The 13,954-nt window shown below is 59.5% G+C and carries 11 protein-coding genes; 7 read left to right on the top strand and 4 right to left on the bottom strand.

Annotation, left to right across the window (positions count from 1 at the left end; translation table 11 throughout):
- Positions 1–109 precede the first annotated feature (109 nt).
- Positions 110–1,435, bottom strand: a complete 1,326-nt coding sequence (locus ACA062_RS14700) for a sigma-54 dependent transcriptional regulator (RefSeq protein ID WP_497457033.1) — start codon at positions 1,433–1,435, stop codon at positions 110–112.
- Positions 1,436–1,776: 341 nt separating this feature from the next.
- Here ACA062_RS14700 and ACA062_RS14695 point away from each other — a divergent pair, with 341 nt between their 5' ends.
- The 3 genes from ACA062_RS14695 to nhaB all read left to right on the top strand — a co-directional run bounded on the left by ACA062_RS14695 (position 1,777) and on the right by nhaB (position 5,191).
- Entirely contained in the window at positions 1,777–2,043 is a 267-nt protein-coding gene (locus tag ACA062_RS14695) for a hypothetical protein (protein WP_497457032.1), read from the top strand.
- Between the two features lie 277 nt (positions 2,044–2,320).
- Positions 2,321–3,610 carry an NHL repeat-containing protein gene (locus ACA062_RS14690; protein WP_497457031.1) on the top strand — a complete coding sequence of 430 codons (1,290 nt, stop codon included), beginning with the start codon at positions 2,321–2,323 and terminating at the stop codon, positions 3,608–3,610.
- A 78-nt stretch (positions 3,611–3,688) separates the two neighbouring features.
- Entirely contained in the window at positions 3,689–5,191 is a 1,503-nt protein-coding gene (gene nhaB / locus ACA062_RS14685; RefSeq protein WP_497457030.1) for a sodium/proton antiporter NhaB, read from the top strand.
- 180 nt (positions 5,192–5,371) lie between these two features.
- Here nhaB and ACA062_RS14680 read toward each other — a convergent pair whose 3' ends face one another.
- From ACA062_RS14680 to gnd, 3 genes are read right to left on the bottom strand one after another with little or no spacing between them, the layout of a single operon-like run.
- Positions 5,372–6,193, bottom strand: a complete 822-nt coding sequence (locus ACA062_RS14680; protein WP_497457029.1) for an HAD family hydrolase — start codon at positions 6,191–6,193, stop codon at positions 5,372–5,374.
- Positions 6,190–7,713 (bottom strand): glucose-6-phosphate dehydrogenase, encoded by a 1,524-nt coding sequence (zwf, locus tag ACA062_RS14675; protein WP_497457028.1) that lies wholly within the window; start codon positions 7,711–7,713, stop codon positions 6,190–6,192. The genes ACA062_RS14680 and zwf overlap by 4 nt, the downstream gene beginning before the upstream one ends.
- Positions 7,710–8,690, bottom strand: a complete 981-nt coding sequence (gnd, locus tag ACA062_RS14670) for a phosphogluconate dehydrogenase (NAD(+)-dependent, decarboxylating) (protein ID WP_497457027.1) — start codon at positions 8,688–8,690, stop codon at positions 7,710–7,712. The genes zwf and gnd overlap by 4 nt, the downstream gene beginning before the upstream one ends.
- A 271-nt stretch (positions 8,691–8,961) precedes the next feature.
- Between gnd and ACA062_RS14665 the strand changes: the two genes are divergently transcribed.
- The 4 genes from ACA062_RS14665 to ACA062_RS14650 all read left to right on the top strand — a co-directional run bounded on the left by ACA062_RS14665 (position 8,962) and on the right by ACA062_RS14650 (position 13,882).
- Positions 8,962–9,144, top strand: a complete 183-nt coding sequence (locus ACA062_RS14665) for a DUF6026 family protein (protein ID WP_128869788.1) — start codon at positions 8,962–8,964, stop codon at positions 9,142–9,144.
- Between the two features lie 203 nt (positions 9,145–9,347).
- A complete protein-coding gene (locus tag ACA062_RS14660) occupies positions 9,348–11,093 on the top strand; it encodes a phosphoethanolamine transferase CptA (RefSeq protein ID WP_497457026.1) in 1,746 nt (581 codons plus the stop codon).
- Positions 11,094–11,340: 247 nt separating this feature from the next.
- A complete protein-coding gene (locus ACA062_RS14655) occupies positions 11,341–13,578 on the top strand; it encodes a TonB-dependent siderophore receptor (protein ID WP_497457025.1) in 2,238 nt (745 codons plus the stop codon).
- Positions 13,579–13,678: 100 nt separating this feature from the next.
- Entirely contained in the window at positions 13,679–13,882 is a 204-nt protein-coding gene (locus ACA062_RS14650; RefSeq protein WP_497457024.1) for a hypothetical protein, read from the top strand.
- The last annotated feature ends 72 nt before the right edge of the window (positions 13,883–13,954 follow it).

Here is a 13,954-nt window from a genome sequence, read left to right as displayed (position 1 = left end):
CATCCTGTAGGAGCTGCCGCAGGCTGCGATCTTTTGATCCTTTGATCCTTTGATCCTTTGATCTTTTGATCTTTTGATCTTTTGATCTTTTGATCTTTTGATCCTGCTTCTAGCGGATCTGGTGCTTGTGCAGCAATCGGTAAAAGGTCGGCCGCGACACGCCCAATACCCGTGCCGCGACGCTGAGATTGTCACTGTGACGGTTCAATACATCGCACAACGCCTGGCGCTCGGCGCGGGTCTTGTAGTCTTCGAGGGTGCCCATCGGTGCGGCGATGGCATGCTGGCTGATCAGCCCCAGGTCCCGCGCCTCGATCTGCCGTCCTTCAGCCAGCACCAGCCCGCGGCGAACCCGGTTGGCCAACTCACGGACATTGCCCGGCCAGTCATGCTTGCCCATGGCAATCAGCGCGTCTTCACTGAAACTGCGAGGGCGGCGACCGGTTTCATGACTGTAGAAATGGGAAAAATGATTGGCCAGCATCGACAGATCGCCGTGACGCTCGCGCAAGGGTGCGGTGACGACTTGCAGGACGTTCAGCCTGTAGTACAAATCTTCGCGGAAGCGTTTTTTCTCGATGGCGGCCTCAAGGTCGACGTGGGTCGCCGCCAATACCCGCACATCCACTGGAATCGGCTGACTGCCACCGACACGCTCGATATGTTTTTCCTGGAGGAAACGCAGCAGGTTGGCTTGCAGCTCCAGGGGCAGGTCACCGATTTCGTCGAGAAACAGCGTCCCGCCGTTGGCCGCTTCGATCCGCCCGACCTTGCGTTGATGGGCGCCCGTAAAGGCACCCTTCTCGTGGCCAAACAGTTCGGACTGGATCAGGTGTTCGGGAATCGCGCCGCAATTGATCGCGACAAAGGGTTTGCTGTGGCGCTGGGACTGGCGGTGCAGCGTGCGGGCGACCAACTCTTTACCGGTCCCGCTTTCACCGCGAATCAATACCGGCGACTCGGTGGGTGCCAGTTTGCTCAGCAGCTTGCGCAGTTCACGAATCGGCTTGCTGTCACCAAGCAGCTCATGCTCGGGCTGATCGATGTGAACCGTGCCCTGGCCGCGCAGGCGCGCCATGCCGAACGCCCGGCCCAGCGTCACTTGAACCCGGGACACATCGAACGGCAAGGTATGGAAATCGAAAAACCATTCGCAAACGAAGTCCCCGACATTCTGCAGGCGCAGGACTTCCTGGTTGAGTACGGCGATCCACTCGGTGCCGCTGCGGCTGATAAGTTCTTTGACCGCGTCCGGTCGTTCGAGGTGAAAAGGTTGTAATCGCAGCAAGCCGACATCGCAGGTTTTGTCAGCGGCGTGTTCCAGGGTACAGCTGTCTACATCCCATCCCACAGAGCGTAAACCCGGCAAGAGCCGATGGCAGTCATCGCAGGGGTCCACTACTAATAGACGTCGTAAGGCAGGCGCTTCGCTCATGACTGTTCCTTGGCGCCAAATATATGAAATATTATTAAAAACAGTCATTTGGCGATCTTGACTGTAACATTAGCAAGATTTTGACGGTCCCTTGTATCGTTTGACTATATGGCCGTTAAGTGAATAGTTATAAGAAGCGGCTTTGTTAGTTACCTAACGACTCCAACCTTTCACTCAGCTTTCAAAATTCCTCCAACCTTGATCCAATGAAATAAAGTTGAAATAACGTTGGATTGAATGTGACCCGCCCCCGGGTTGCGGGCATCAGTACAAGTAACGAGCCGAACGGTAAGCCCAACCGACGGCACTTCACTTGATTGGGCATACAGAGAGACGATCCCATGAACGCCCCGCTCCGTATCAACGAAGCTCTTTTGATCGCCGACCGCGCATTCAAACCCTTTCAATGCGTGGCCTGGGCCCCACAGGACGGTAATGGCGAACTCAGCCTGAGTGTCATCGACCGTACCAACACCCGCATCGGTCGCCAGCAGATTCCAAGCAGTGCCTATACCGATCCCGCGCAACTTGAAAGCCTGCTTAATCGGGCACGTGCCGAGTTGAGCGAGGAAGGCTACACCCTGCAATCCTGGTCAATGCCGCACTAAGCATTAAGGGCGGGTTACTTCATGTAACCCGCACCCTCCTCTATCATGGGCAGCTGGCGTTGCAGGGCCATCTGCACTTCACGCTGGGTTATTTCGAAGAACCCGTTTGATTGCCAGGCTTGCCAGTGGTTCGAAAAGACACTGTTCTGGCACAAAACGACCCTCCGCCTGTTAGTTATCACTGTTGTGCATCGGGGCATTCAGGGTTTGAATGATTTCCCTAATGAAAGTCGCCACCCAACTTCTGGATCAGGACGACTCGCAAGGAGCTGCGTGCATGGCAATCCAGACCGCTTTCAGCTTGACGCCCACATTGAACGACGCCGGAGCACTCGATTTATCCTTCGCCGGAAACGGCACGACCCAAGTGTATTTCGCCGGCAGCACCTCAAGCATGGCCAACGGAGTGGCAATCGATTCACAGGGCAGATTGCTGGTAGCGGCAAAGGTCGGAACGCCAGGCGGTAGCCGCTTCGGCCTGGCTCGCCTGTTGGAAGATGGCTCGGCCGATCTGGTATTCGGCCATCAAGGCAGCGTCACCGGGCAGTTCGAACACGGCTTCGAGGCGATGGGTGGAAAAGTCCATGTCCTGGCCGATGGGCGCATTTTATTGGCCGGGCTGCATTACGAGAATACGCACCGGACACTGCCTGCCCTCGCCCTGTTTGATCAGCAAGGCCGTCCGGCTCAAGGCTTTGGCGACAATGGTCGCTGCGTGGTGCGTCTGCCGGGCAATCTTTCCATGGGTGCGCGCGACGGCTGGCTGCCCCCAGGCATGCCAGGCACCGAAGCCTGTGATGTGTGCGTGCAGGAGGATGGTCGCATCCTGCTGCTGGCCAACCATCACTTTGAACTGGCCGATCATGTCGGCATGCTGATACGACTCGATGCCGACGGTTCACTCGACGGCACATTCAATGGTCGTGGCTTCGTGATGGTCAGGCATTTGCTGATGAACACCTGGATCAGCAGCCTGATGGTCCAACGAGACGCCCGGATTCTGGTGGGCGGCTCGATCAACTTCCCCCAGGAAGGCCTGTTGGCCCGCTATCACACCGATGGCCGGCTCGACGATAGTTTCGCCGTGGACGGCTTCATGAGTTTCAAGGCACAGGAGCGTAGCGTTCAGATCAGCCAGATCATCCAGCACGACAATGGCGACTTGCAGTGTTTTGGCAGCAGCCGCGACCCGATGCACTGCCTTTCACTGAAAGTACACAGCAACGGCCGTCCCGACAACCATTGCAACGGCGGCCATCCGCAACTGCTGGAAATCGGCCACAGTGGCTGCCAGTGGAGCGCCGCCCTGGCATTGCCGGACGGCTGCGTGCTGACGGCAGGCGCAACCCTGGGCGGCGTCGAGGGTGACTTCATCCTGGCCCGCTACATGCCCGACGGTCAGCTCGATTGTCGCTTTGGCAATGGTACCGGTTGGGTGCGCACCCGCCAGAGTCGCAGCCTGGATATTGCCACGTCATTGGCCGTGCAAGCGAACGCAAGCATCGTCGTGGCGGGCTCTTCACTGGACGGCAACTATCGGGCGGTCGTCGCACGTTACCTGGGTTAACCCAAAGGATTTTTCCTACACTTGATCTTGCCTTGGACTTACGGCAACTTGCGCGCTTCTTTTTACAAGGAGTAGCCAATGTCCGGTTCAATGGCCCAGGCGTTCGCGCACAATTTTCTCGGGCATTCCCCCCGCTGGTACAAGGCAAGCATTGTCGGCTTCCTGATCCTCAACGCCCTGGTGTTGTGGACGGTCGGCCCGGTGGCGGCGGGCTGGCTGCTGGTACTGGAATTCATCTTCACCCTGGCCATGGCACTCAAGTGTTATCCGTTGATGCCCGGTGGCCTGCTGCTGGTTGAGGCCCTGCTGTTGAAGATGACCACGCCCCAGGCACTCTATGACGAACTGGTGCACAACTTTCCGGTGATCCTGCTGCTGATGTTCATGGTGGCCGGCATCTACTTCATGAAAGACCTGTTGTTGTTCCTGTTCTCGCGACTGCTGCTCGGGGTCCGCTCCAAAACCATGCTCGCGCTGATGTTCTGCTTCCTGTCGGCATTTCTGTCGGCGTTTCTCGACGCCCTGACCGTGACGGCGGTGATCATCAGTGCGGCGGTGGGGTTTTACTCGGTGTATCACCGCGTCGCCTCGGGCGATGACCCGCGGCAGGACACCTCGATCAGTAACGACCGGAACTTGCCCAAACTGCACCACGCTGACCTCGATCAATTCCGCGCCTTTTTGCGCAGCCTGCTGATGCACGGCGCCGTGGGTACCGCGCTAGGCGGCGTCTGCACCTTGGTCGGCGAGCCGCAGAACCTGCTGATCGGCCATGAGATGGGGTGGCACTTCGCCGAGTTTTTTCTGAAAATCGCCCCGGTTTCCTTGCCGGTACTGGTGGCGGGCCTGGTGACCTGCGTGTTGCTGGAGAAATTGCGCTGGTTCGGTTATGGCACGCTCCTGCCGGACAACGTGCGTGCGGTGCTGGCCAACTACGCCGCCGAAGACAACGCCGCACGCACCGCACGCCAACGGGCCGCCCTGATGGTGCAGGGGCTGGCGGCGCTGATCCTGATCGCGGGGCTGGCGTTTCACATCGCCGAGGTCGGCCTGATCGGGCTGATGGTGATCGTGCTGATCACCTCGTTCACCGGCATCACCGACGAGCACCGTATCGGCAACGCGTTCAAGGATGCCATGCCGTTCACGGCGCTGCTGGTGGTGTTCTTTGCGGTGGTGGCGGTGATTCACGATCAGCAACTGTTCACGCCGCTGATCCAGTGGGTGCTGGCGCTGCCGGCGGAGCAACAGCCGGGCATGCTGTTCATTGCCAACGGCTTGCTGTCGGCCATCAGCGACAACGTGTTCGTCGCGACCATTTACATCACCGAAGTGAAACAGGCCTTCCTCTCCGGCCACATGAGCCGCGAACATTTCGAGACATTGGCGATTGCGATCAACACGGGCACCAACCTGCCGAGCGTGGCCACGCCTAATGGCCAGGCGGCGTTTCTGTTTCTGCTGACGTCGGCGATTGCACCGTTGATTCGCCTGTCGTATGGGCGGATGGTGTGGATGGCGTTGCCGTATACGGTGGTGATGGGTGTGTTGGGGTGGTACGCCGTGAGTTTCTGGCTGTAACACCGCCGTCCCTGTAGAGCTGCCGCAGGCTGCTCCTACAGGGGGTCTTCTGTGCACACGGAATCGGTGAACGACGCCGATCCCGTGTAGGAGCCGGCTTGCTGGCGAAGGCGGCGGCACATTCAATAGATATGTTGGCTGGGAGACCGCTTTCGCTGGCAAGCCAGCTCCTACAGGGGCTCAGCGTTTCAGAATGTACTGTGCGATCGCTTGCGCCGCACCGTCTTCGGTATTGGTCCCCGTGACCACATCCGCCTGGCGCTGCACCGCCTCTTCCGCCTGTCCCATGGCGATCGACAGCCCGGCGCGATGAAACATCGCCGGGTCATTGCCGCCGTCGCCCAGGGCTGCCGTCTGCTCCAGCGGCACACCAAGAAACTCGGCCAATGTCGCCAGCGCCTCCCCCTTGTTGGCTTGCATGGCGGTCACGTCCAGGTACACCGGTTGTGAACGCGAGACCTGAGCCTGCCCCTCAACCTTGGGCAGTAATTGCGCTTCCAGCTCGATCAACAGCTCAGTGTTGTTACTGGCGGCGACAATTTTATCGATCTGCTCCAGATACGGCTCGAAACTCTCCACCACCACCGGCGGATACCCCAGGCCATGCTGCTCGCGCGGCACCATCGGCCCGGCCGGGTCTTTCACCAGCCAGTCGCCGCCGCTGAACACCCAGACTTCGATCTCCGGCAGATCGGCAAACAGCGTCAAGGTGGTCAGCGCGGCTGTAGCCGGCAAGTAATGCGCGACCAGGATGCTGCCGTCGGGGTTGACGATCGTACCGCCATTGAACGCCGCCGTCGGCAGATCGACGCCCAGGGCTTCGATCTGCTGCAGCATGGCTTTGGGCGGACGGCCGGTGGCCAGGCTGAACAGCACGCCCGCCTCGCGCAACGAACGCACCGCTTCGATCGTGCGCCGGCTGAGACTGTGGTCGGGCAGCAGCAAGGTGCCGTCCATGTCACTGAGCAGAAAACGGATGGGGGCTTGCGTCGGCTCGCTCATCCGAGGCCGTGCCAGACGCGACCGTCGCGGGTCAGCAGGTCTTCTGCGGCCTGCGGCCCGTCTTCACCGGCCGCGTAGTTCTGCACGCTCGCGTCCTGCTGCCAGGCGTCGAGGAACGGCTGCACGGCGCGCCAGCCATTCTCGATGTTGTCGGCGCGCTGGAACAGCGTCTGATCGCCCGTCAGGCAATCGTAGATCAGGGTCTCATAGCCGGTGGACGGCTGCATTTCGAAGAAGTCCTTGTAGGCAAACCCCAGTTCGATATTGGCCATCTTCAGAGCAGGGCCGGGCCGTTTGGCCAGCAGGTCGAACCACATGCCTTCGTTCGGCTGGATCTGGATCCGCAGATAGGTCGGCTGCAGCTCATCGACCTCGGTATCGCGGAACTGCGCGTAAGGCGCCGGCTTGAAACAGATGACGATCTCGGTGTCGCGCACGCTCATGCGCTTGCCGGTGCGCAGGTAGAACGGCACGCCGACCCAGCGCCAGTTGTCGATCATGACCTTGAGTGCCACGTAGGTTTCGGTATTGCTGTCGGGCGCCACGTTGTTTTCCTGGCGATACCCCGGCAACGGCTTGCCGTCGATTGCACCGGGCGCGTATTGACCGCGGACCGAGTTGGCCCGCGCCTCCTCGACCGACCAGGGGCGAATCGCTCCAACCACCTTGGCTTTCTCGCCGCGAACCGCATCGGCACCAAAGGCTGCCGGCGGCTCCATGGCCACCATCGCCAATAACTGGAACAGGTGATTGGGCACCATGTCCCGCAGGGCGCCGGTGTGCTCGTAAAAACTGCCACGGGTTTCCACGCCGACGGTCTCCGCGGCGGTGATCTGCACGTGGTCGATGTAATGATTGTTCCAGAACGCTTCGAACAGGCTGTTGGAGAACCGGCTGATCAGAATGTTCTGTACAGTTTCCTTGCCCAGATAGTGATCGATCCGGTAGATCTGGTTTTCCGTCATCACCTTGAGCAGGCAAGCGTTCAAGGCTTCGGCGGTCGGCAGATCGGAGCCGAACGGTTTTTCGATCACCACCCTTCTGAAGGCTTCAGGCGTCTCTTGCAGCAAACCGGCAGCGCCAAGACGGCGCACCACTTCACTGAAAAAACGCGGCGCGGTGGCCAGGTAGAACACCGCGTTGCCCGTGCCGCTGTCGGCAATTTTCGCCGCCAACGCTTGATAAGTGCTGTCATCCAGAAAGTCGCCCTGGACGTAGCTGATGCCTTTTGCCAGTTTGGCCCACAAGACCGGATCAAGGGCTTGATCGCCTTTGCCGACCTTGGAGGTCACTTCGGCGCGAATGAAGTCTTCGAGTTTTTTCGCGAAGGCCTCATCGCTGATGGCGTTGTGGTCAACGCCGATGATCCGCAGTCCATCCCCAAGCAGACCGTCGCGACTCAGGTTGTACAGCGCCGGCATCAGCAGACGCTTGACCAGGTCACCATGGGCACCGAACAGGAACAGCGTGGTCGGTGGTGCGGGTTCTGCCTTGGATTTATTGCGGATCAGACGGGTCATTTCTTCGCAGTCTCCACATGGCCGCCGAAGCCGAAGCGCTGGGCCGAGAGAATCTTGTCGCCAAAGGTGCCTTGCCCGCGCGAACGGTAGCGGGAGAACAGCGAGTTCGACAACACCGGTACGGGCACCGATTGCTCCATGGCGGCTTCGATGGTCCAGCGACCTTCACCGCTGTCGGCCACCGAGCCGGAATACCCATCGAGTTTCGGATCGCTGGCCAGTGCGTCGGCGGTCAGGTCGAGCAGCCAGGACGAGACCACGCTGCCACGCCGCCAGACTTCGGCGATGTCGGCGACGTTCAGGTCAAAACGCTGGTCTTCCGGCAGGTTGGTGCTGGCTTTGGTCTTGAGGATGTCGAAGCCTTCGGCGAAGGCCTGCATCATGCCGTACTCGATGCCGTTGTGGATCATCTTCACGAAATGGCCAGAACCGGCCGGACCGGCGTGGATATAACCCCGTTCGGCGCGATCGTCATCGGACTTGCGGTCCTTGGTCCGCGGAATGTCGCCCAGGCCCGGTGCCAGGCTTTCGAACAGCGGGTCGAGACGTTTGACGGTCTCGGCATCGCCGCCGATCATCATGCAGTAACCACGCTCCAGGCCCCAGACGCCGCCCGAAGTGCCGACGTCGATATAGTGCAGGCCTTTTTCCGCCAGGGTTTTCGCCCGGCGGATGTCGTCCTTATAAAAAGTGTTGCCGCCGTCGATGATGGTGTCGCCGGCTTCGAGCAACGTGCTCAGGGTGTCGATGGTGTCTTCGGTCGGTGCGCCGGCCGGCAACATGACCCAGACCGCCCGTGGCTTGGCCAGGCCGGCAACCAGGGCTGGCAGGTCGGCAACGCCGGTGGCGCCCTCTTCGCTCAGGTTTTCGACGAAGGCGGTATTGCGGTCGTGAACAACGGTGGTGTGCCCGTTGAGCATCAGGCGCCGTGCAATATTGCCGCCCATGCGGCCCAGTCCGATAATCCCGAGTTGCATGTGCTGATGCTCCCTACTACAAATAAAGTGTGTCAAAGGTTATAGCCCAACGCGACTAATGTGGGTTAGTCCAGAGCGGCGGGACGAAGTTTCCGGGCATTGTGCCCGATCCAGACTGATAACGTCAGAAATCGTGCCGAAGACACAGCGACCATGAAAAATAAAAAAGTTCCATTCTTGGGCAAAAGAAATCAAAATCGGCGCCGATAGTAAGTCAGCATCCGACGTCGGAGCGGATTTACAGTTGAATCAGCCATTTGCGAGGTGAGCAATGGGCACATTACTAGCAGCACGGCCAGCACAAACCCTTTACGTCACGATCCGTCGCGATGAATTGCGCCAGTTGAAAGACGAACGCGACCAGTTGAGGCAGGAAGTCGCGCAACTGCGACTGCTGACACAAGATGCTCAGGCTCAGTCCTGGCCCGTCACACAGCGTGCTCCCCACGCCTGATCCCTCCGCTTGAATCGGAAGCAGCCTTCTGCTGCTTCCAATACGCCCCGGCCATGCCGCCCTGACTGTGCAGCAATCACAATTTTTTCACACATGTCTGTTGATACTCCGGCTCATTGTGGCCGCTCGGTATCCGCGCGCCCTCCGTTCGTCGGTGATATTCACGTCTCGGCGAAGGCAGTGATTTCAGGTTGGAGCGATGAATGGCTTTGTTTAAACGCAGCACCACGTCTGCGAAAGGTTTCGATTGGGCAGGTTTACTCTGGCTGTTTCTGTTCTTCTGGTATTTTTCCGGTATTACCCAGCTACTGATCCAGCTGACGGGCACTTCCGGTTTCACCGGGTTCCGCCAGGCCTTTATCATGAGCGCCATCTGGCTGGCGCCGATGCTGCTGTTCCCTAAACAGACCCGGGTATTGGCCGCGCTGATCGGCGTGGTGCTGTGGGCCTGCTCCATGGCGAGCCTGGGCTACTTCTTCATCTACCAGCAGGAATTCTCCCAAAGCGTCATCTTCATCATGTTCGAGTCGAACATCTCTGAAGTGGGCGAGTACATGACCCAGTACTTCGCCTGGTGGATGGTGGCGGCCTTCCTCGCCCACACACTGTTCGCCTGGTTCCTGTGGACGCGTTTGCGTCCGGTGTACCTGCCCCGGGGGCAGGCACTGGTCGCTGCAACCGCCATTCTGGTGGCCGTGATCGGTTACCCGCTGGTCAAACAGACCCTGCGCACCGGAAATTTTGCCGACGGTTTCGAGAAATTCGAGACCCGCATCGAGCCTGCCGTGCCCTGGCAGATGGCCGTGGCCTATCACCGCTACCTCGACACCCTGGCCGGCATGCAGGACATGCTCACCAGCGCGAGCAAGATCCCGCCGCTGCACAACCTCAAGGACTCGGCGGCCGATCAGCCGTCAACGCTGGTGCTGGTGATCGGTGAATCCACCAACCGTCAGCGCATGAGCCTGTACGGCTACCCTCGGGAAACCACGCCGGAGCTGGACAAGCTCAAGGATCAGCTGGCGGTCTTCGATAACGTCATCACCCCGCGCCCCTACACCATCGAAGCGTTGCAACAGGTGCTGACCTTCGCCGACGAAGACAACCCGGACCTGTACCTGTCGACCCCGTCGCTGGTGAGCATGATGAAACAGGCGGGCTACAAGACCTTCTGGATCACCAACCAGCAGACCATGACCAAGCGCAACACCATGTTGACGACCTTCTCCCAGCAGGCCGATGAGCAGGTGTACCTGAACAACAACCGCAACCAGAACGCCGCCCAGTACGACGGCGATGTGATCGAGCCGTTCAACAAGGCCCTGACCGACGCTGCGCCGCGCAAGCTGATCGTCGTGCATCTGCTCGGCACGCACATGAGCTACCAATACCGTTACCCATCGACCTTCGACAAGTTCAAGGACCGCCAGGGCGTTCCGCCAGGCGTGCGCGATGATCAATTGCCGACCTATAACAGCTACGACAATGCGGTGCTGTACAACGACTTTGTGGTCTCGAGCCTGATCAAGGACTACGCCAAGTCCGATCCGAACGGGTTCCTGCTGTACCTTTCCGACCATGGTGAAGATGTATTCGATTCCCCTGGCCATGGCACTCTGGGGCGCAACGAAAGCAAGCCGACGGCGCCGATGTACACCATTCCGTTCATGGCCTGGGCCTCGCCGAAATGGCGCGAAACCCATGACTGGAGCTTTGCCGGCGATCTGGGGCGGCCGTACAGCAGCTCGCACCTGATTCATACCTGGGCCGATCTCGCAGGGCTCAGCTTCGATGAACTCGATCGCAGCAAGAGCCTGGTCAGCGACAGCTTCAAGCCCCGGCCCTTGATGATCGGCAACCCTTATGAGCGTCAACAGCGGCCACTGATCGACTTCAGCCTGATCAAGCCCAAGGCGTTACCAACTGCACCGGAAGTGGTGCAGAAGTAAACCTGCTCAAGGATCCACTTCAAGGTACGGAACCTGTGGGAGCGAGCTTGCTCGCGATGGCGGCGGCACAGTCAGCATTGATGTCGCCTGATCCACCGCTATCGCGAGCAAGCTCGCTCCCACAGGGGTTATCTTGCGCAAAATCCTGCCAAGATAATAATTATTCTCGTTTATCGCTAAATCTGCGCCCTCCCCTTCGTCTTTGAGCAAACGGAAATTTTCCCTCGAAGACAAGGAGTCGGCTGCGATGTTCGCGCCTATCACCCGTTCCATGACCTTTACCCTGGGCCTGTGCAGTGTCGCCCTGTGCCCCGATGTGCTGGCTGAAACCGGTTCTGATCAAGCACCCGGCAGCACCCTCGAGCTGGGCGCCACCCAAGTGACCGCCCTGGGGTTGGCCAGTACCACCGAAAACACCGAGTCGTACACCACCGGTGCCATGAGCACGGCCACCCGCCTGAACCTGTCGATCAAGGAAACGCCGCAATCGGTGTCCGTGGTCACTCGTCAGCAAATGGACGACTTCAAGCTCGGCTCGCTGTCCGAAGCCATGGGCCAGACCACCGGCGTGGTGGTGCAGCACAACGACTCGGACCGGGTCAGCTATTCCTCGCGCGGCTACTCGATCAGCAATTTCCAGGTCGATGGCATGCTCAACACCTTCAGCTACATGAAGTCCGATTCAGACACCATCATCTACGACCGCATTGAAGTGGTTCGCGGTGCGACCGGCCTGACCACGGGCGCCGGCGACCCGTCGGCCACCATCAACATGGTGCGCAAACGACCGACCGCGCAGTGGCAAGTCCAGACCGGTGCCAGTGGCGGCAGTTATGACGACTATTACAGCTACCTGGATGTCGGCGGCCCGCTGGCGTTCGACGGCCGACTACGCGGGCGCAGCGTGCTGGCCTATCGCGACGCCGGTTCGTTCCGCGACAAGTACCAGCAACAACGGGAAGTCGGCTACGGCATTCTCGAAGCCGATTTGACCGACGACACCGTGCTGGCCGTGGGTTACGACTATCAGAACAAACACGTTCAGGGCACGTCCTGGGGCACGGTGCCTTACTGGAACGCCGACGGTGGCAAAGCCAACCTCGGGCGCTCGACCAACATGGCGACGTCCTGGAGTTCCTGGCCGATCGAGGACAAGACCGCATTCGCCAATCTGGACCATCAACTAGGCGCCGGCTGGCACATTAAGGCCGCCTATACCCATCGTGAAAGCGATACCGACGGCAAGATCTACTATGCCGGCGGCGGCTTCCCCGAAGCTGATCGTAGCGGCATGATCGCTAACGTCAGCCACATGATCGGCACGCAGAAAATGAAGGCCTATGACTTCAATGTGTCCGGGCCGTACATGCTGTTCGGGCGCGAACACGAGATGATGCTCGGCTATGGAGAAGCCGAACGAAGCGAAGTAAACCCCTATACGGTAGATGGCCCGAGAGCCTCCGATTACGAAAACGTCCGCGACTGGAAATACATGGGCGACATCGCCAAATTCCCCAACACCGTCACCAGCCTTACAGGTTCAAAAGACAGTACCCGCCAGAAGGCCGGTTACCTCGCCACTCGCTTGAGTCTGACCGGTGAGCTGCACGCCATACTCGGCAGTCGGTATGGCAGCTGGAAAGCTTCGAAAACGAGCAACAGCTACGATGGTGATCTGCAACTGAGCGGGTCGGAAAACACCAGCCAACAGCACAGCGACATGTGGACGCCCTACGCCGGCCTGCTCTACGACCTCACCCCGGAATACACCGTGTATGTCAGCTACACCGACATTTTCAAACCGCAGTCCAATCGCGACAGCAACCGCAAATACCTCGAGCCGGTGGTGGGCAGCAACTATGAGCTGGGGCTCAAGGGCAGTCTGCTGGAAGAACGCCTCAACCTGGCTACCGCGCTGTTCTGGAGCAAACAGGACAACGTCGCGGAACTCGACGACTCAGTGCCGCCGGACCCGGTGACCCGCGAGGAATTCTTCAAGTCAGGCGGTAAAGGCAACAAGGTCCAGGGCTTCGAAGCCGAGGTCTCCGGCGAGGTCATGGTCGGATGGAACATGACGGCCGGCTACACCTACACCCATTCGGTCAATGGCGAAAAGAAACGGACCTTGACCAACCAGCCATTGAATATGTTGCGGCTTTCCACGGCCTATCGCCTGCCGGGTGATTGGCAGGCGCTGACAGTCGGAGGCGCGGTGAACTGGCAGAGTGACGTCTTTGGCAACTCCAGGCGCCCGGTCGGGCGCGGCGCCGCTGGAGAGATCATCACCGAAAGCGCGAAGATCCGCCAGCAGGCCTACACCGTGGTCAAACTGATGTCGCGCTACGAATTCGATCGGCACCTGTCGGCGTCCCTGAACGTCGATAACCTGTTCGACACAAAGTATTACGACAACGTCGGCTTCTACAACGGCGTGTTCTGGGGCGACCCGCGCACAGTCACCCTGAGCCTGGACTGGAAGCTCTAGCGTTTAACGCCCAATTAACGGAATCGGCAGATAATGGACCTTCGACATCGCCTTGGAGCACGGACGAAAGGCACCCGACATTCCTGATGGGAGGCACACCATGAAACGTACACCCCTGATCATCGCCGGCCTGATGACGTTCGTCTCGGCCAACGCATTGGCCGAAGGTGGGGCAGAACGGATGCGGTATTACTTCGACAGCCTACGGCTCAGTCAACAGCAGGTTCAGGAGAACAAAGGCTCGGAGGTCCGGGTCCCGGACGATCAAACCGCGCAAGTGACCGAGTCCTACAAGCCGAAATGACAGATCCCGTGTAGGAGCCGGCTTGCTGGCGAAAACGGCGGCACGTTCGGCAGAGGTGTTGGCTGACAGACC

The organism is Pseudomonas sp. LBUM1679, from assembly GCF_059695565.1.
The sequence above is the reverse complement of the archived record's forward strand: the minus strand, read 5'-3'. Positions and strand labels throughout refer to the sequence as shown.

Bases quoted from the DNA above. Each gene is read 5' to 3' on its own strand.
- ACA062_RS14650 (WP_497457024.1), top strand. From the start codon at position 13,679: ATGAAACGTACACCCCTGATCATCGCCGGCCTGATGACGTTCGTCTCG.
- ACA062_RS14690 (WP_497457031.1), top strand. From the start codon at position 2,321: ATGGCAATCCAGACCGCTTTCAGCTTGACGCCCACATTGAACGACGCC.
- ACA062_RS14655 (WP_497457025.1), top strand. From the start codon at position 11,341: ATGTTCGCGCCTATCACCCGTTCCATGACCTTTACCCTGGGCCTGTGC.
- ACA062_RS14680 (WP_497457029.1), bottom strand. From the start codon at position 6,193: ATGAGCGAGCCGACGCAAGCCCCCATCCGTTTTCTGCTCAGTGACATG.
- zwf (WP_497457028.1), bottom strand. From the start codon at position 7,713: ATGACCCGTCTGATCCGCAATAAATCCAAGGCAGAACCCGCACCACCG.
- gnd (WP_497457027.1), bottom strand. From the start codon at position 8,690: ATGCAACTCGGGATTATCGGACTGGGCCGCATGGGCGGCAATATTGCA.
- ACA062_RS14665 (WP_128869788.1), top strand. From the start codon at position 8,962: ATGGGCACATTACTAGCAGCACGGCCAGCACAAACCCTTTACGTCACG.
- ACA062_RS14660 (WP_497457026.1), top strand. From the start codon at position 9,348: ATGGCTTTGTTTAAACGCAGCACCACGTCTGCGAAAGGTTTCGATTGG.
- ACA062_RS14695 (WP_497457032.1), top strand. From the start codon at position 1,777: ATGAACGCCCCGCTCCGTATCAACGAAGCTCTTTTGATCGCCGACCGC.
- ACA062_RS14700 (WP_497457033.1), bottom strand. From the start codon at position 1,435: ATGAGCGAAGCGCCTGCCTTACGACGTCTATTAGTAGTGGACCCCTGC.
- nhaB (WP_497457030.1), top strand. From the start codon at position 3,689: ATGTCCGGTTCAATGGCCCAGGCGTTCGCGCACAATTTTCTCGGGCAT.